At 71.1% G+C, this 16773-nt stretch carries 14 protein-coding genes; 1 reads left to right on the top strand and 13 read right to left on the bottom strand.

Features of this window, described 5'->3' with window-relative positions:
* Positions 1-119: 119 nt before the first annotated feature.
* The 13 genes from ACFYP4_RS33625 to rsmH all read right to left on the bottom strand — a co-directional run bounded on the left by ACFYP4_RS33625 (position 120) and on the right by rsmH (position 15571).
* Complete coding sequence (locus ACFYP4_RS33625; protein ID WP_358855319.1) at positions 120-839, bottom strand: YggS family pyridoxal phosphate-dependent enzyme; 720 nt, start codon at positions 837-839, stop codon at positions 120-122.
* 6 nt (positions 840-845) lie between these two features.
* Positions 846-1553 carry a peptidoglycan editing factor PgeF gene (gene pgeF / locus ACFYP4_RS33620; RefSeq protein ID WP_388790675.1) on the bottom strand — a complete coding sequence of 236 codons (708 nt, stop codon included), beginning with the start codon at positions 1551-1553 and terminating at the stop codon, positions 846-848.
* A 26-nt stretch (positions 1554-1579) separates the two neighbouring features.
* Positions 1580-2770 (bottom strand): cell division protein FtsZ, encoded by a 1191-nt coding sequence (gene ftsZ / locus ACFYP4_RS33615; protein ID WP_358855318.1) that lies wholly within the window; start codon positions 2768-2770, stop codon positions 1580-1582.
* A gap of 275 nt (positions 2771-3045) precedes the next feature.
* A complete protein-coding gene (locus ACFYP4_RS33610) occupies positions 3046-3840 on the bottom strand; it encodes an FtsQ-type POTRA domain-containing protein (RefSeq protein WP_358855317.1) in 795 nt (264 codons plus the stop codon).
* Positions 3841-3855: 15 nt separating this feature from the next.
* A complete protein-coding gene (gene murG / locus ACFYP4_RS33605; protein WP_356170210.1) occupies positions 3856-4950 on the bottom strand; it encodes an undecaprenyldiphospho-muramoylpentapeptide beta-N-acetylglucosaminyltransferase in 1095 nt (364 codons plus the stop codon).
* A gap of 6 nt (positions 4951-4956) precedes the next feature.
* Positions 4957-6309, bottom strand: a complete 1353-nt coding sequence (gene ftsW, locus ACFYP4_RS33600; protein WP_358855316.1) for a putative lipid II flippase FtsW — start codon at positions 6307-6309, stop codon at positions 4957-4959.
* Between the two features lie 67 nt (positions 6310-6376).
* Positions 6377-7795, bottom strand: coding sequence for a UDP-N-acetylmuramoyl-L-alanine--D-glutamate ligase (gene murD, locus ACFYP4_RS33595; RefSeq protein ID WP_388790650.1), 1419 nt, complete (start codon positions 7793-7795; stop codon positions 6377-6379).
* Positions 7777-8847: a phospho-N-acetylmuramoyl-pentapeptide-transferase gene (gene mraY, locus ACFYP4_RS33590; RefSeq protein WP_358855322.1), complete on the bottom strand. Its 1071-nt coding sequence runs from the start codon at positions 8845-8847 to the stop codon at positions 7777-7779. Before mraY ends, murD begins: the two co-directional genes overlap by 19 nt.
* On the bottom strand, positions 8847-10253 hold the full coding sequence (murF, locus tag ACFYP4_RS33585; protein WP_388790647.1) for a UDP-N-acetylmuramoyl-tripeptide--D-alanyl-D-alanine ligase: 1407 nt from the start codon (positions 10251-10253) through the stop codon (positions 8847-8849). The genes mraY and murF overlap by 1 nt, the downstream gene beginning before the upstream one ends.
* Positions 10254-10257: 4 nt before the next feature.
* Positions 10258-11778: a UDP-N-acetylmuramoyl-L-alanyl-D-glutamate--2,6-diaminopimelate ligase gene (locus tag ACFYP4_RS33580; RefSeq protein ID WP_358855313.1), complete on the bottom strand. Its 1521-nt coding sequence runs from the start codon at positions 11776-11778 to the stop codon at positions 10258-10260.
* A gap of 208 nt (positions 11779-11986) precedes the next feature.
* On the bottom strand, positions 11987-13939 hold the full coding sequence (locus ACFYP4_RS33575) for a peptidoglycan D,D-transpeptidase FtsI family protein (RefSeq protein WP_388790643.1): 1953 nt from the start codon (positions 13937-13939) through the stop codon (positions 11987-11989).
* A gap of 5 nt (positions 13940-13944) precedes the next feature.
* Positions 13945-14490: a septum formation initiator family protein gene (locus tag ACFYP4_RS33570; RefSeq protein ID WP_388790640.1), complete on the bottom strand. Its 546-nt coding sequence runs from the start codon at positions 14488-14490 to the stop codon at positions 13945-13947.
* Positions 14491-14569: 79 nt separating this feature from the next.
* The gene (gene rsmH / locus ACFYP4_RS33565) at positions 14570-15571 is read right to left on the bottom strand and encodes a 16S rRNA (cytosine(1402)-N(4))-methyltransferase RsmH (RefSeq protein ID WP_388790638.1); all 1002 of its coding nucleotides are present in this window, start codon (positions 15569-15571) and stop codon (positions 14570-14572) included.
* 430 nt (positions 15572-16001) lie between these two features.
* Between rsmH and ACFYP4_RS33560 the strand changes: the two genes are divergently transcribed.
* Complete coding sequence (locus ACFYP4_RS33560; protein WP_358855309.1) at positions 16002-16550, top strand: carbonic anhydrase; 549 nt, start codon at positions 16002-16004, stop codon at positions 16548-16550.
* Positions 16551-16773 lie beyond the last annotated feature (223 nt).

Below are 16773 nucleotides of genomic sequence, written 5' to 3'. Positions count from 1 at the left end.
CTCCGCTCTGTGGTGGATCGGCTGACGACTTGCCAAGTGCCCGCGATCCACGAGGTCGTTTTGCCCGCCTATCGGCGGAATGACCATATTTTCTGCTGTGGTCCGACTTCTTGGCGACGTTACCCGAGCCCGGGGCGGACGCCGAGTACCGCAGTGCCGACGCGTACATGTGTCGCTCCGGCGGCCACGGCCTGCTCGAGGTCCGCACTCATCCCTGCGGAGACCATGTTCGCAGCCGGATGAGCGCCGCGCAGGACAGTCGACAAATCCATCAGCCGCTCGAACGCCGCCGGTTGGCGGCCCGCGTACGGCCCGGTGAGGGGCGCGACGGTCATCAGTCCGTCGAGCCGGAGCCCGGGGGCGCCCGCGACGAGGTCCCCCAACTCCTCGATCCCGCCCGGGCCCACGCCGCCGCGCTCGCCCCGGCCGCTCTCCCCCGCGTCGAGCGCGACCTGGATGAGGCAGCCCAGTTCCCGCCCCGTCCGGACCGCTTCCTTCGACAGAGCTGTGACGAGCTTGGGACGATCGACGGACTGCACGACATCGGCATAACCGACCACGGAGCGAACCTTGTTGGTCTGCAACTGACCGACAAAATGCCACGAGAGGGGCAGATCCTGGCACTGAGCGGCCTTGGGTGCCGCGTCCTGGTCCCGGTTCTCGGCGACGTGCCGCACACCGAGTTCCGAGAGGATCCGCACATCACTCGCCGGGTAGGTCTTGGTGACCACGATCAGGGTCACCTCCTCCCGCCTGCGCCCCGCCGCCGTGCACGCCGCGGTGATGCGTTCTTCCACTTCCGCCAGATTGGCGGCGAGTTGCGCCTTACGGTCCGTCATGCCCCATCAGTCCAGCCAGACATAGCCGGCGAGCCGCCCGGTCGTGCGGTCCCGTCGGTACGAGAAGTGGTCATCCGATTCGATGGTGCACACCGGCGACTGCTCCCGGTCGCGCACCCCGAGCCGTTCCAGCTGCGCGTGCACGCCCGCGGTCACGTCGACCGCCGGCGTGCCCCAGCTGGTCTCGGCGTACGCCGCGGGCTCGGCCGCGGCGACGTCGGCACGCATGGCGTCCGGCACTTCGTAGCACCGGCCGCAGACCGCGGGCCCGGTGCGGGCGACGATCCGGGACGGCTCGGCGCCGAGCTCCGCCATCGCCGCGACCGCGGCCGGCACGACTCCGGCGACCATGCCGGGCCGCCCGGCGTGCGCGGCGGCGACCACCCCGGCGACGGGGTCGGCGAGCAGCACCGGCGTGCAGTCCGCGGTGAGTACGGCGAGGGCGAGGCCGCGCCGGACCGTGACGAGCGCGTCGACCTCGGGTGCGGGCCGGTCCCCCCACGGCTCGTCGACCACCGCCACGTCGGGTCCGTGCACCTGGTTCATCCACACGACCCCGGCCGGGTCGAGTCCCAGGGACTTGGCGGCCAGTTCGCGGTTGGTGCGTACGGCGTCGGGGTCGTCGCCGACCGCGCCGCCGAGGTTGAGCTCCTCGTACGGAACGGCGCTCACTCCGCCCCACCGGTCGGTGAAGGCGAAGTGGGCGCCGCCCAGTGTGCTCGTTCCGGAGCGATGTCCTATCACTTCAGGAAGTCCGGCACGTCCAGCTCTTCGGCCGCGCTGTCCGAGTAGGAGCGGGACGGCGGGACCGGCGGGGCGACCGGCAGCTCGTTGGCAGGCTCCGGAGCGGGCTCCGGAGCCTCCTTCGGCGTGACGCTGCCGAGCGAGCCGAAGGTCGGGCGGCTGTCGGAGGAGCGCACCGGGGCGGGCTCCTCACGCTTGGCCGACGAGGACGCCAGGACGGTGTCCCGCTTGGACGGCGGCTGGCCGCCGTCGAAGCCGGCGGCGATGACGGTGACCCGCACCTCGTCGCCGAGGGCGTCGTCGATGACCGCGCCGAAGATGATGTTGGCCTCGGGGTGCGCGGCCTCGCTCACCAGCTGGGCGGCTTCGTTGATCTCGAACAGGCCGAGGTCGGAGCCGCCGGAGATGGAGAGCAGCACGCCGCGCGCGCCGTCGATGGAGGCTTCGAGGAGCGGCGAGGAGATCGCCATCTCCGCGGCCGCCACCGCGCGGTCGTCGCCGCGGGCCGAGCCGATGCCCATGAGGGCCGAACCCGCCTCGGACATCACGGACTTGACGTCGGCGAAGTCGAGGTTGATCAGGCCGGGCGTGGTGATGAGGTCGGTGATGCCCTGCACACCGGACAGCAGGACCTGGTCCGCCGACTTGAACGCGTCGAGGACCGAGACCTGGCGGTCCGAGATGGACAGCAGCCGGTCGTTGGGGATGACGATGAGGGTGTCGACCTCTTCGCGGAGTTCCGCGATGCCGTCCTCGGCCTGGTTGGCCCGGCGGCGCCCCTCGAAGGTGAAGGGGCGCGTGACCACGCCGATGGTGAGGGCGCCGAGCGAACGGGCGATGTTGGCCACGACGGGTGCTCCGCCGGTGCCGGTGCCACCGCCTTCTCCGGCGGTCACGAAGACCATGTCGGCCCCCTTGAGGACCTCCTCGATCTCCTCGCGGTGGTCCTCGGCCGCCTTGCGGCCGACGGCCGGGTTGGCTCCTGCGCCGAGTCCGCGGGTGAGTTCACGGCCGACGTCGAGTTTGACGTCGGCGTCGCTCATCAACAGAGCTTGCGCGTCGGTGTTGATGGCGATGAACTCGACGCCCTTGAGACCGACCTCGATCATCCGGTTGATGGCATTGACACCACCGCCGCCGACACCGATGACTTTGATGACTGCGAGGTAGTTCTGCGGTGCTGCCACGTCGAAGGCCTCTCGCCTCGAGTTACGTGTCGCCGCCTCGCTGTCTCGCGATCCGACGACTGATGCCGAATGGGACGGTCCGAACGCCGACCCGAACCCTAACGCTGAAGTTTAGGGTTACCAGTGTGTCTGTTCCTTGGACTCTTCCGAACAGGACACTAAGTCGACAAGTGGCGCACGTTCAACGAACACGCCGAACCTCCCGTTTTTCTTTTCACCCTATGTGATCAGGCGTAGCGCTGCCCAACCAGGGTGCTGGCCTGCGCGAATGTGCGTCAACTCCCGGCTGACGCAGGGGCGGTGGGCACGCTGACGTCGAAGTCCCTGGCTCCGGAAGCTGCTTTCATGAGGGCGGTGAGCGTACGGGCCTTGGCGCGGCCCTGCTCGCCGCTGCCCCAGGTGACCGTGCGGCCGCCGCTCAGCTCCAGCGAGATGGAGTCGTACGAGCGGACCTTGACGGTGCGGGTGTCGCGGGCGACGGCCGCCGGCAGGTCGCCGGCGACCCGGACCGCCTCGCGGACCAGTCGGCCGGTGCCGAAGCGGCGCAGCCCCGCGGAGTGAGAAATCGTCAGTTCGAGTGCCGGGACGCCCTTCGGGGGGCGTGAAACCGTGGCGAATCGCACTCCCTTCGCGTCCACTTCGACGTACTTGCCGCCCTTTTCAGGGTTTTTGACGATCAGGACCGGGGTGCGTTCGGTCACTTTCAGTCCGATGCCCCGGGGCCAGGACCGGACGACGTCGACCGAGTCGATCCGGGGCAGTTTCCGGCGCAGCCGGGCCTCGATGGCGTCGGTGTCGACCGACACGAGCGGGGATCCGACCGGCACTTCGGCCGCGTCGCGCACCTGCCGCGCCGTCAGGACCCGCGTGCCGGAGGCGGACACCTTCTCGACCCGCAGCCAGTGGGAGCCGTAGAGGACCCAGACGGAGGCGGCGCCGGTCAACACCAGGGCGAGCAAAAGGATGATGAGCGTACGAGGGCGGGGCAGCCGCCCCACGCGGGGCGGCCGGGGCGGGCCGGACTGCGGTTTCTGGCGTTCGCCACGTTCGGCGGTCGTCGGTCCGGCCACGCTCCCTGCCTTCTGTCACGCGCGGTGGCGCGACGCAATCGCCTCGTACACCATGCCGACGAGCAGGTCGTCGGCGTCCCGGCGGCCGAACTCGCTGGCGGCGCGGGACATCTCGAACAGCCGGTGCGGGTCGGCCAGCACGGGCAGCACGTTCGCCTGGATCCACTCGGGCGTCAGTTCCGCGTCGTCGACCAGCAGTCCGCCGCCCGCCTTGACCACCGGCTGGGCGTTGAGCCGCTGTTCGCCGTTGCCGATGGGCAGCGGGACGTAGGCGGCCGGAAGCCCGACGGCGGAGAGTTCGGCGACGGTCATCGCACCCGCCCGGCAGAGCATCATGTCGGCCGCGGCGTACGCGAGGTCCATCCGGTCCACGTACGGTACCGGGATGTAGGGGGGCATCCCCGGCATCTGCTGGACCTGCGGCAGTTCGTTCTTGGGCCCGACCGCGTGCAGGATCTGGATGCCGGCCTGCTGGAGGTACGGAGCGACCTGCTGGACGACCTCGTTGAGGCGCCGGGCGCCCTGCGAGCCGCCGGAGACCAGCAGGGTCGGCAGGGCGGGGTCCAGGCCGAAGGCGGCCCGGGCCTCGGGGCGTACGGCGGCACGGTCCAGCGTGGCGATGGAGCGGCGCAGCGGGATGCCGATGTAGCGGGCGCCGCGCAGCTTGCTGTCCGGCGTCGAGACGGCGACCTGGGCGGCGTACCGCGAGCCGATCTTGTTGGCCAGGCCCGGCCGCGCGTTGGCCTCGTGGATGACGATCGGCACCCCGAGGCGCTTGGCGGCGAGGTAGCCGGGGAGGGCGACGTAGCCCCCGAAGCCGACCACGGCGTCCGCCTTGGTGCGCTCCAGGATCTGCTCGGCGGCCTTGATCGTGCCGCGCAGCCGTCCGGGGACGGTGATCAGCTCGGGCGTGGGCTTGCGTGGCAGCGGCACGGCGGGGATCAGCGCGAGATCGTAGCCCCGCTCGGGCACCAGTCGGGTCTCAAGTCCGCGCTCCGTGCCCAGGGCCGTGATTCCCACGGTCGGGTCCTGCCTGCGCAGGGCGTCCGCGAGGGCGAGCGCGGGCTCGATGTGGCCGGCGGTCCCCCCGCCGGCGAGTACGACATGCACCGAAATTCACCGCTCTCCGGACGAACGCGCCGAGGCACGCCGTCGCATCGTGTTCCATCTCCGAGGTTCTCCAGAACCTCTGACCGCAGCACGCTTTCTACCAAAGCGGGGTTGCCGCATGGCAAGCGCAGCCCGCGCAGCGGGCTCGTCGCGTGCGAAGGCGATCAGCAGCCCGATGGCGAACATGGTCGGCAGCAGGGCGGAACCCCCGTAGGAGAACAGCGGGAGCGGGACTCCGGCGATCGGCAGCAGGCCGAGCACCGCACCGATGTTGATCACGGCCTGCGCCGTGATCCAGGTGGTCACGCCTCCCGCGGCATACCTGACGAAGGGGTCCTCCGTGCGTCCGGCCACGCGGATACCCGCATAGCCTAGAGCCGCGAAGAGGGCGAGCACCGACAGCGTCCCTGACAGACCCAGTTCCTCCCCGGTGATGGCGAAGATGAAGTCGGTGTGCGCTTCGGGCAGTTGACCCCATTTCTCCACGCTCGCGCCGAGCCCGGATCCGAAGAGCCCCCCGGACGCGAGGGCGTAGATGCCGTGCACGGCCTGCCAGCACTGGTCGTTCGCGCCGGGATCCGTCGCGCCGATGCAGGCGAGCCGTGACATGCGGTTGGGGCTGGTCTTGATGAGGATGACGCCGATCGTCGCGGCGACGGCCAGGACGCCCGCGAAGAGCCGCGTGGGGGCACCGGCGAGCCACAGCAGGCCGAACAGGATCGCGGTGAGGATGATCGCGGTCCCCATGTCGCCGCCGAGCATGATCAGCCCGAGCAGCATGAAGGCGACCGGCACCAGGGGCACCAGCATGTGCTTCCACTGGGCGAGCAGCCGCCTGTCCTCCTTGCGGGCGAGCAGGTCGGCGCCCCACAGCACGAGCGCGAGCTTGCCGAACTCGCTGGGCTGGAGCTGGAAGGGGCCGCCGACGGAGATCCAGTTCTGGTTCCCGTTGACCGACATCCCTATCCCCGGCACCTGCACCAGGATCATCAGGAAGACCGAACCGGCCAGTATCGGGTAGGCCAGCGCCCGGTGCAGCTTCACCGGCATCCGTGAGGCGAGCAGCAGCAGCCCGGTGCCGATGGCGGCCGCCAGGAACTGCTTGCGGAAGAAGTACGACCCGGGCAGGGACAGCTGGAGCGCCTTGATCATCGAGGCCGAGTAGACCATCACCAGGCCGAGCACGGTGATCAGCAGGCTGCTGCCGAAGATCAGGTAGTACGCGGTCAGCGGCCGGTCCCAGGCGCGGCGGGCGCGCACGACGAAGCCGCGCAGCGGGTTCTCGCCCGGGGGGCGCGGCACGGCGGGACGCCTGGCGGCCCGCTGCACGGGGGGCCGGCCGGTACGGCTACTGGGCATCGGCGTCTCCGGGCCACAACGGTGTCACGCGTCCGTCCCTCCCAAGGTCGCCCGGCAGGCGGCCGGGTCAGGCGCCGAGTTCGCGAACCGCCTCCGCGAACGCGTCACCGCGCTTGTTGTAGTTGGCGAACATGTCCATCGAGGCGCAGGCCGGGGCCAGCAGTACCGTGTCCCCCGGCTCCGCGAGCCGTCGCGCCTCCTGGACAGCCGCGCGCATCGCCCCAGTGTCCGTCCGGTCCAGGTCGACGACCGGGACTTCGGGCGCGTGTCGCGCCAGCGCTTCCCGGATGAGGGCGCGGTCGGCGCCGATGAGCACGGCGCCCCGGAGCCGCTTCGCGGACCTGGTGACCAGCTCGTCGAAGGACGCGCCCTTGGCGAGGCCGCCCGCGATCCACACGATCGACTCGTAGGCGGCCAACGACGCTTCCGTGGCATGGGTGTTGGTCGCCTTGGAGTCGTCGACGTAAGCGACGCCGTCCACGTCCGCGACGTGCGCGATGCGGTGGGCGTCCGGCCGGAAGGCCCGCAGCCCGTCGCGTACGGCCGCCGCGGGCACCCCGTAGGCGCGCGCGAGGGCCGCCGCGGCAAGGGCGTTGGCGATGTTGTGCGGGGCGGGCGGCTGGACGTCGGAGACCTGCGCCAGCTCCTGGGCGTTCTTCTGCCGGTCCTCGACGAAGGCGCGGTCGACCAGGATGCCTTCCACGACGCCGAGTTGGGAGGGCCCCGGCGTGCCGAGCGTGAAGCCGACGGCCCGGCAGCCCTCCTCGACGTCCGCCTCGCGCACCAGGTCCTCGGTGGCCCTGTCGGCCACGTTGTAGACGCAGGCGACGCGATTGCCCTCGTAGATACGGCCCTTGTCGGCGGCGTACGCCTGCATGGAGCCGTGCCAGTCGAGGTGGTCGGGCGCGAGGTTGAGGACGACGGCGGAGTGGGCGCGAAGGGAGGGCGCCCAGTGCAGTTGGTAGCTGGAGAGTTCGACGGCGAGCACGTCGTACGGTTCGTCGCCGAGGACGACGTCGAGCAGCGAGACGCCGATGTTGCCGACGGCGGCGGTGCGCAGCCCGGCCGCCTTCAGGATCTCGGCGAGCATCTGCACGGTCGTGGTCTTGCCGTTGGTGCCGGTGACCGCGAGCCAGGGCGCCGCGTCCGGGCCGCGCAGGCGCCAGGCCAGTTCGACGTCGCCCCACACCGGGACGCCCGCTTCGGCGGCCGCGGTGAACAGCGGCTTGCCCGGCTGCCAGCCGGGCGTGGTGACGACGAGTTCGGTGCCCGCGGGCAGGGTCGCCCCGTCACCGAGCCGCACGGAGACGCCTAGCGCCTCCAGCTCCGCCGCCTGGGCCCGCGCGCGCTCGTCGTCGCCGTCGTTGACGACCGTGACGACGGCGCCGAGGCCGTGCAGCACGCGGGCCGCCGGGATGCCGGAGACGCCGAGCCCGGCGACGGTGACGTTCTTCCCCTGCCAGTCGGTCACTTCTTGGCTGCCCATCCTGCGTAGAAGAGGCCGAGTCCGACGATCACGCACATGCCCTGGATGATCCAGAAGCGGACCACGACCAGGACCTCGGACCACCCCTTGAGTTCGAAGTGGTGCTGGAGCGGCGCCATGCGGAAGACGCGCTTGCCGGTGAGGCGGAAGGAGCCGACCTGGATGACGACCGACATGGTGATCAGGACGAAGAGGCCGCCGAGCAGCGCGAGCAGGAACTCGGTGCGGGAGCAGATGGCGAGACCGGCCAGCGCGCCGCCGAGGGCCAGCGAGCCGGTGTCACCCATGAAGATCTTGGCGGGCGAGGTGTTCCACCACAGGAAGCCGAAGCAGGCGCCCATGAGGGCCGCCGCCACGACCGCGAGGTCGAGCGGGTCGCGCACCTCGTAGCAGGCGCCCGGGTTGGCGAGGGTCTGCGCGTTGGCGCAGGACTCCTGGAACTGCCAGACGCCGATGAAGGTGTACGCGCCGAAGACCATGACGGAGGCGCCGGTGGCGAGGCCGTCCAGACCGTCCGTAAGGTTCACGCCGTTCGACATCGCGAGGATCATGAACAGGGCCCAGACCACGAACAGGACCGGGCCGATGGACCAGCCGAAGTCCTGCACGAAGGAGAGCTTCGTGGAGGCCGGGGTGTTGTTGCGGTTGTCCGCGAACTGCAGCGAGAGCACCGCGAAGGAGACGCCGACGATCAGCTGGCCGGCCATCTTGGCCTTGGCCCGCAGACCGAGCGAACGCCGCTTGACGATCTTGATGTAGTCGTCCAGGAAGCCGACCACGCCCATGCCCGCCATCAGGCCGAGCACCAGCAGCCCGGAGAACGTCGGCGGTTTGCCGGTGATCACCTTGCTGAGGAAGTAGGCGATGATCGTGGCCAGGATGAACGCGATGCCACCCATGGTCGGCGTACCGCGCTTGCTGTGGTGCTCGCGCGGGCCGTCGTCCCGGATGTACTGGCCGTAGCCCTTGCGGGCCAGCAGCTTGATCAGCAGCGGCGTGCCCACGAGAGTCAGGAAGAGGCCGATGACTCCCGCGAACAGGATCTGGTTCATCATCGGGCTGCGACCTCACCCTCGGTGCCGGTCTCGAGCAGCGCCTGCGCCACCCGTTCGAGACCGACCGACCGGGACGCCTTCACGAGTACGACATCCCCTGGGCGCAGCTCGCTGCGCAACAGGTCGACAGCCGCCTGTGCGTCGGACACGTGCACCGACTCCTCACCCCACGAACCCTCGTTATATGCGCCCAGTTGGAGCCAGGACGCTTCCCTGCCCCCGACCGCGACGAGCTTGCTGACGTTGAGCCGGACGGCGAGCCGTCCGACCGCGTCGTGCTCGGCGAGCGCCTCGTCCCCGAGCTCGGCCATCTGACCGAGCACCGCCCAGGTCCGCCTCCCCTTGCCCATCGCCACGAGCGCGCGCAGGGCGGCTCGCATGGACTCGGGGTTCGCGTTGTAGGCGTCGTTGACGACCGTCACGCCGTCCGGGCGCTCGGTGACCTCCATGCGCCAGCGGGAGAGGGAGTCCGCCTCGGAGAGCGCACGGGCGATCTCGTCTGCGGACATGCCCAGCTCATGGGCGACGGCGGCCGCGGCGAGCGCGTTCGACACGTGGTGCTCACCGTACAGGCGCATGGTCACATCGCTGCACCCGGAGGGTGTGCGAAGGCTGAAGGCGGGCTGTCCGGTCTCCGTGAGCCGGACGTTCTCGGCACGTACGTCCGCTTCGTCGGACTCTCCGAAGAGGATCACGCGGGCCTTCGTGCGGGAGGCCATGGCACGGACGAGGGGATCGTCGGCGTTGAGGATCGCGGCGCCGTCCTCGGGCAGGCTTTCGACCAGCTCGCCCTTGGCCTGGGCGATCTGCTCCCGGCCGCCGAACTCGCCGATGTGGGCGCTGCCGACGTTGAGGACGAGGCCGACCTTCGGCGGGGTCAGGCCCGCGAGGTAGCGGATGTGCCCGATACCGCGGGCGCCCATCTCCAGGACGAGGAACCTGGTCTCCTCGGTGGCGCTGAGCGCGGTGAGCGGCAGCCCGATCTCGTTGTTGAGCGAGCCGGGTGTGAAGACGGTCGGCGCCTTGCGCCGCAGCACCTGGGCGATCAGGTCCTTGGTGCTGGTCTTGCCCGCGGAGCCGGTGAGGGCCACGAGGGTCGCGCCGAGCCGTTCGACGACGTGCCGTGCGAGGGCGCCGAGCGCCGCCTGCACGTCCTCGACGACGATGGCGGGCACCCCGACCGGCCGCGAGGCCAGTACGGCGGCCGCACCGGCGTCGACGACCGCGCGCGCGTAGTCGTGGCCGTCCACCCGTTCGCCGACGAAGGCGACGAAGAGGCTGCCGGACTCCACGTCACGGGAGTCCCGGACGACTGGTCCGGTGACCATGACCGACGGATCCGGTATGTCGTGCGTCTGCCCGCCGACGACTTCTGCGATCTCGGCGAGAGAGAGGGCGATCACAAGTTCATCCCTGGGTCTTCTGGATAGCTTCGCGAAGCACCTGGCGGTCGTCGAAGGGACGGACCACCCCGGCGATGTCCTGGCCCTGCTCGTGGCCCTTGCCGGCGACCAGCACGGTGTCGCCGGGCCGTGCGCGGGCGACGGCGGCGGCGATGGCGGCGGCCCGGTCCTCGAAGACCGCGACCTCGCCGCGCTGGTGCGAGGGCACCTCCGCGGCGCCCGCGAGCATGGTCGCGAGGATCGCCAGCGGGTCCTCGGAGCGGGGGTTGTCGGAGGTCAGTACGGCGGTGTCGGCCAGCCGCGCCGCGGCGGCGCCCATCGGCATCCGCTTGGTGGTGTCCCGGTCGCCGCCGCAGCCGAGCACGATGTGCAGGCGGCCCTCGGTGACCTTGCGCAGGGCGCGCAGGACCGACTCGACGGCGTCCGTCTTGTGGGCGTAGTCGACCACCGCGAGGTAGGGCTGGCCCTCGTCCACGCGCTCCAGGCGGCCCGGTACGCCCGGCACGGCGGCGATGCCGTCCGCGGCGTCCTGCGGGCCGATCCCGGCGGCGGCGAGGGCGACGATCGCGGCGAGCGTGTTGGCCACGTTGAAGGTGCCGGCGAGCGGCGACCTCGCCGTGATCCGCTCCCCCTTCGGGCCGGTCACGGTGAACGTCGAGTCCATCGGGCCGACTTGGACGTCCTCGGCCCGCCAGTCGGCGTCCGGGTGCCCCTCGGCGGAGAAGGTGACGACCGGGACGGTGGCCTCCTTGACCAGCCGGCGGCCGTACTCGTCGTCGAGGTTGACCACGCCGAGCCTGCTGCGCTCCGGCGTGAACAGCTGCGCCTTCGCCTGGAAGTAGTCCTCCATGCCGGAGTGGAACTCCATGTGCTCCGGGCTGAGGTTGGTGAAGACGCCGATGTCGAAGACGCAGCCGTCGACCCGGCCGAGGACCAGCGCGTGGCTGGAGACCTCCATGGCGACCGCCTCGACGCCGCGCTCGCGCATCACCGCGAACAGTGCCTGGAGGTCGGTGGCTTCGGGGGTGGTGCGCTCCGACTTGATGCGCTCGTCGCCGATACGCATCTCGACCGTGCCGATCAGGCCGGTGGAGCGGACCGTCTTCAGGCCGCCCTCGACGAGATACGCGGTGGTGGTCTTGCCCGAGGTTCCGGTGATGCCGATCTGGAGCAGGTCGCGGCCGGGGTGGCCGTAGATCGTGGCCGCGAGTTCGCCCATCTCCCGGCGCGGCTCGTCGACGACGAGCACCGGCAGACCGGTGGCGGCGGCGCGGTCGGCTCCGGTCGGGTCGGTCAGCACGGCGGCGGCGCCGAGGCCAGCCGCCTGCGTCACGAAGTCGGCGCCGTGCATCCGGGCGCCGGGCAGGGCCGCGTACAGGTCCCCGGGGCGTACGGCACGGGAGTCGTGCGTGATGCCCGTGATGTCCGCGGCCGGCGCCGGGACGGTGACGCCCAGCTGATCGGCGAGCTCCGCGAGGGGTGTGGCGGAGATCCGAACCGGTCGCGGCGGCCCCGGAAATGTCACAGGAACGCCCTTCTGGGTGGTTTGGGACTGATCAGCGTGTGGCACGGCGGTGAGCGTACCGGGCACACCCCCGCCGGAGCGAAGTGAGGGGCTCGGGTGGCCCTGGTTCCCGTGGTCGGGAGTGATCGTTGTCACGAGCTGGTTCCTGGTCGGTGTTCCGGATGGTGCTGGGTTTCCGGTCGGTGCTGATCAGGGCGTGGAGCCGGGTTCAGGGTGTGAAGCTGACGGGCAGCCGGGCGGGACCGGCACCGGTGGGCGGGATCTGGAGGGTCTTGAGGGCGAACTCCATGACCTGCTTGTAGATGGGCCCGCAGATCTGGCCGCCGAAGTAACTGCCCCTGGTGGCGTTCTGGATCGCGCAGTAGACGGTGACCCGCGGTTTGTCCGCGGGCGCGAATCCGGCGAACGACGAGGTGTATCCGTGGTACTTCCCGGTGGCCGGATCCACACGGTTGGCCGTACCGGTCTTGCCCGCGACCCGGTAGCCGGGGATGCGGGCCCGGGTCCCGGTGCCCTCCTCGTCGTCCACCACGGACTCGAGCATCTGGGCGAGGGTCTTCGCCGTCTTCTTGCTCACGACCCGCGTCTTCTTGGGCTTCGGGGCCGGAGTGAAGCGCCCGTCGGGCCCCTTGGCGCCGCGCACGAGAGTTGGCTCGACACGTACGCCGCCGTTGGCGATCGTCGAGTAGACGGAGGTGGCCTGCATCGCGTTGATCGACACGCCCTGGCCGAAAGGGATCGTGTACTGCTGCGAGGTGGACCACTTGTCGGCGGGCGCGAGGATGCCCTTCGTCTCACCCGGGAAGCCGAGCCCGCTGGGGCTGCCGATGCCGAACCTGCGCAGGTACGTGTAGAGGATGCGGTTGGCCTGCTTCTGCGTCTTGCCGAGCTGGCCGGTGGCCAGGATGGTGCCGATGTTGCTGGACTTGGCGAGGACGCCGTTGAGCGTCAGGTTCCAGGTCGGGTGGTCGATGTCGTCCTGGAAGAGCCGGTCGCCGCGGTGCAGCCGGTTCGGCACGACGACGTGCGTCGCGGGCGTGGCGACGTTCTCCTCCAGCACCGCGGCCATCGACATGACCTTGGCGGTGGAGCCGGGCTCGTAGGCGTCCTGGAGGGCCGCGTTGCCCAGCGCCGCCGAACTGGCCTGGGAGAGGTCGTTCGGGTCGAAGCCGGGCGAGTTGGCCATGGCGAGGATCTCGCCGGTCCGGGTGTCCTGCACCATCACGTACCCGCGGTCCGCCCCGGACTTCTTCACCTGTTCGGAGATGGCGTTCTGCGCCGCCCACTGGATGTCGCGGTCGATGGTCAGCTCGACGTCGGAACCGGCCACCGCGGGCGTCTCGGTGGAGCCCGCGGTCGGCACCTGGCGTCCGCCGGACTGGGCGTAGCGGATCTTGCCGTCCTTGCCGGCGAGTTCTTCGTCCAGCTGCTGCTCGACCCCGCCGCCGCCCTTGCCGTCGGCGTTGACCCAGCCCAGTATCCCGGCGGCGAGTTCGCCGTTGGGGTACACGCGCTTGCTGGCGGGGACCGCGAGGACGCCCGCGAGGACGTTGACGGTGCCCTCGTCGGTCTCGGCCTTCGCCGCGAGTGTGGTCTTCAGGTCCTTGATCTGCTTCCAGACCTGTGGCGTCTGGCGGTGCGCCAGCAGTGTGTAGCGGGAGTTCTTCGTGCTCAGCTTCCCGGCGACGGTCTCCATGTCCTGGCCCAGGATCGGGGCGAGGAGCGCGGCGGCCTGCTCGGGCGCGTCCGTCGTCTTCGTCGTACCGGGCGTGAACATCATGGGGTCGGCCGTGATGTCGTACGCGTCCACGCTGGTCGCCAGCTCCACGCCGTTGCGGTCCGTGATGCCGCCGCGCTCGGCGGCCAGCGTGCGTCCGACGTAGCGGTTCTGCTCGGCCTTCGCGGCGTACGCGCTCGCGTCCACGGCCTGCACCTGGAGCAGCCGTACGACGAAGGCGAGCATCACCAGGGTCAGCGCCAGGCTGACCATGCGCAGCCGGGGGCGCGGGCTGCCGAGACGGATGATGCGCGGGGCGCCCGGCCGGGGCGCGCCCGGGCGGCGGCCGGGGCGGGCGCCGGGGCCCGGACGCGACCGGCCCGCGGGGCGGGCGGGCCGGGCCGGTCCTGGCACGCGGCGGCGCGGCGGTTCCCTGTCGGACACTTCCGTCACCTGCCGGGGGTTGTGAAGGGCTCTGCGGACGGGGCGGGGATGGTGGGAGGCGGCGCTGTGGGTGCGGCCGTGAGGAACTGCCCGGAGGAGTCGCTCGCGGCCGGTGCGGGAGCCGGGCCGGCCGCCGGGGCGATGGCCTCGGGCGGCAGCACCACGGGGTCGCGGAGCGAGGACCGCTCGACGGCCGGTCCGGGTACGCCCTTGACGGTGCCGTCCGGTTCGAGGAAGGCCGGGTCGCCGCCGGGGACCATGCCCAGCTCGCGGGCGCGCCGCTGGAGCGCGTCGGGTGCCGAGTAGGAGTCCACGTCCCGCTGGAGTTCCTGCTCCTCGTCGGTGAGGCTCTTCGTCTCCCGCTGGAGGTCGTCGAGCCGGAACGACCCCTCGCTCAGCGCGGAGTTCAGCACGAGGAGCCCGATCAGCCCCCCGCCGAGCAGCAGGACGACCAGCAGGACGAAGGGGGTGCGGGCGGCCTGGCCCGCACCGGCCGGGAGCAGCCGCGCGAGCTGTGCGGCGCGTCCCCGGAGCTGGGGTTTCCTACGCACGGACCCTCCCGGTGCGTGTGGGTTCGCGACTCACTCGCGCTCCCCCTCGGTGTGCCTCACACGGCCCCCTTCGTACGCCTCACTCGGCTTCCTCGCGGATGCGCTGCGCCCCGCGCAGCCGCGCGGGAGCCGCCCGCCGGTTCTCGGCGATCTCTTCCTCGGTGGGAAGTTCGGCACCGCGGGTGAGGAGCTTGAGCCGGGGCTGGTAGCGCTCGGGGACGACCGGCAGTCCGGGCGGCGCGGTGGAGGCGGCGCCGGCCGCGAACACCTGCTTGACCAGCCGGTCCTCCAGGGAGTGGTACGACAGCACCGCGATCCGGCCCTCGACGGCGAGCGCCTTCACCGCGGCCGGGATCGCCCGCTCCAGGACGGTCAGTTCGCCGTTGACCTCGATGCGCAGGGCCTGGAAGGTGCGCTTGGCGGGGTTGCCGCCGGTCCGCTTGGCGGCCTGCGGCAGCGCGTCGCGGATCAGTTCGACGAGCCGGGCGCTGTTGCTGAAGGGCTCCTTCGCGCGTTCGCGCACGACGGCGGACACGATCCGCTTGGCCTGCTTCTCCTCGCCGTACGCCCGCAGGATCCGCACGAGTTCGCCGGGCGGGTAGGTGTTGAGGACCTCGGCGGCGCTGATGCCGGTCGTCTGGTCCATGCGCATGTCGAGCGGGGCGTCCTGCGCGTAGGCGAAGCCGCGGTCGGCCTCGTCGAGCTGCATGGAGGAGACGCCGAGGTCGAAGAGCACGCCCTGGACGTGCGTCAGGCCCAGGCGGTCGAGCACGTCGGGCAGTTCGTCGTACACCGCGTGCACGAGGGTCGCGCGGTCGCCGAAGGGGGCGAGCCGCTCCCCGGACAGCCGCAGCGCCTCCTTGTCCCGGTCGAGCGCGACGAGCCGTGCCTCGGGGAAGCGGGTCAGCAGTGCCTCGCTGTGGCCGCCGAGACCGAGGGTGCAGTCGACGACCACCGCTCCCGGCCGCTCCAGCGCGGGCGCCAGCATGTCCAGGCACCGCTGGAGCATCACCGGGACATGCCGGCTCTGGCCCTCCCGTCGCCCGGCGTCGCCCTCATTCGCATGCGCTTCGCGCCCCATTTGAACCTGGGCCCTCTCAGATCCGGCGCGGCCGTACGCACCGCCGGGTCCCCGCCCGCTCCGGAAGGGGAGGTCCGCCTGCGCCTGATGAGTGGCGTCAGCCGACCGGGAGCGGGAGGAGGCCGAGCCGTACGTGCGCGCCGCGCACGCGGGGAGACCCCGGGAAATCACCGGGCCCTCCGGGTGAAAAGTCCTGCGGGGAGAACCTCGCCTCCCGCTTCGCGTCACTTTAGTCCACGGTGTCTCGCGGTCAATCAACCGGCTTGCGCGTCGCGGGCCGCACCCCCTCCGAAGCGGCGGACCCGCCGGAATCACCCGTTCGGGCGCCCCGTCACCGCCCGTGTGGATTAGCTCACAACAAGCCGCGATGGCGTTCTTTGTCCTCTCTCACAGCAGGACCGCGCCCCGGGTGACCAGTAACGTCTTCCGCATGACGACTTCTGCATCCGTGCCCACAGAGCCCGAAGACGCCATAGCCGCCGGGGACTCCGTCACCGACCGGCTCGTCGGCGCGAACGAGCGGTACGCCGCCGCCTTCAGCGACCCCGGTATGGACGCCCGTCCGGTGCTCCAGGTCGCCGTGGTCGCCTGTATGGACGCGCGGCTCGACCTGCACGCCGCGCTCGGCCTGCAGCTCGGCGACTGCCACACCATCCGCAATGCCGGCGGGGTGGTCACCGACGACGTGATCCGCTCCCTGACGATCAGCCAGCGCGCGCTCGGCACGCGCAGCGTCGTCCTCATCCACCACACGGGCTGCGGCCTGGAGTCCCTCACCGAGGAGTTCCGGCACGACCTGGAGATGGAGGTCGGCCAGCGTCCCGCCTGGGCGGTGGAGGCCTTCCGGGACGTCGAGCAGGACGTACGGCAGTCGATGCAGCGGGTGCGCACCTCGCCGTTCCTGCTGCACACCGGCGACGTACGCGGCTTCGTCTTCGACGTGAAGACGGGTCTGCTGCGCGAGATCGACCCCGCCTAGCCGGGCCCCGGGGTGCCCGTCGCACGGAAGCGACGGGCACCGTCCGTACCCAAAAGGTCGTAAGCCGTGACATAGCAAGGCCGGTTGTCCACAGTCGAGTGACACGAACCGGTAACGGCAACAAGAATGCGGATGTGGCGTCACGCGGAACTTTCCGCGCGTGGTGTCCGTGTTTCGGGGTGGGCCGGTCCGCATCGCAGCGTCGGCCCGAGAACGGGCCGAG

This window comes from Streptomyces sp. NPDC005551 (genome assembly GCF_042871785.1).
Taxonomy (GTDB): Bacteria; Actinomycetota; Actinomycetes; order Streptomycetales; family Streptomycetaceae; genus Streptomyces.
This window is presented reverse-complemented; position numbering and strand designations above follow the sequence as displayed.

Bases quoted from the DNA above. Each gene is read 5' to 3' on its own strand.
- ACFYP4_RS33625 (WP_358855319.1), bottom strand. From the start codon at position 839: ATGACGGACCGTAAGGCGCAACTCGCCGCCAATCTGGCGGAAGTGGAA.
- ftsW (WP_358855316.1), bottom strand. From the start codon at position 6,309: ATGCCCAGTAGCCGTACCGGCCGGCCCCCCGTGCAGCGGGCCGCCAGG.
- murD (WP_388790650.1), bottom strand. From the start codon at position 7,795: ATGGGCAGCCAAGAAGTGACCGACTGGCAGGGGAAGAACGTCACCGTC.
- mraY (WP_358855322.1), bottom strand. From the start codon at position 8,847: ATGAACCAGATCCTGTTCGCGGGAGTCATCGGCCTCTTCCTGACTCTC.
- rsmH (WP_388790638.1), bottom strand. From the start codon at position 15,571: ATGGGGCGCGAAGCGCATGCGAATGAGGGCGACGCCGGGCGACGGGAG.
- ACFYP4_RS33560 (WP_358855309.1), top strand. From the start codon at position 16,002: ATGACGACTTCTGCATCCGTGCCCACAGAGCCCGAAGACGCCATAGCC.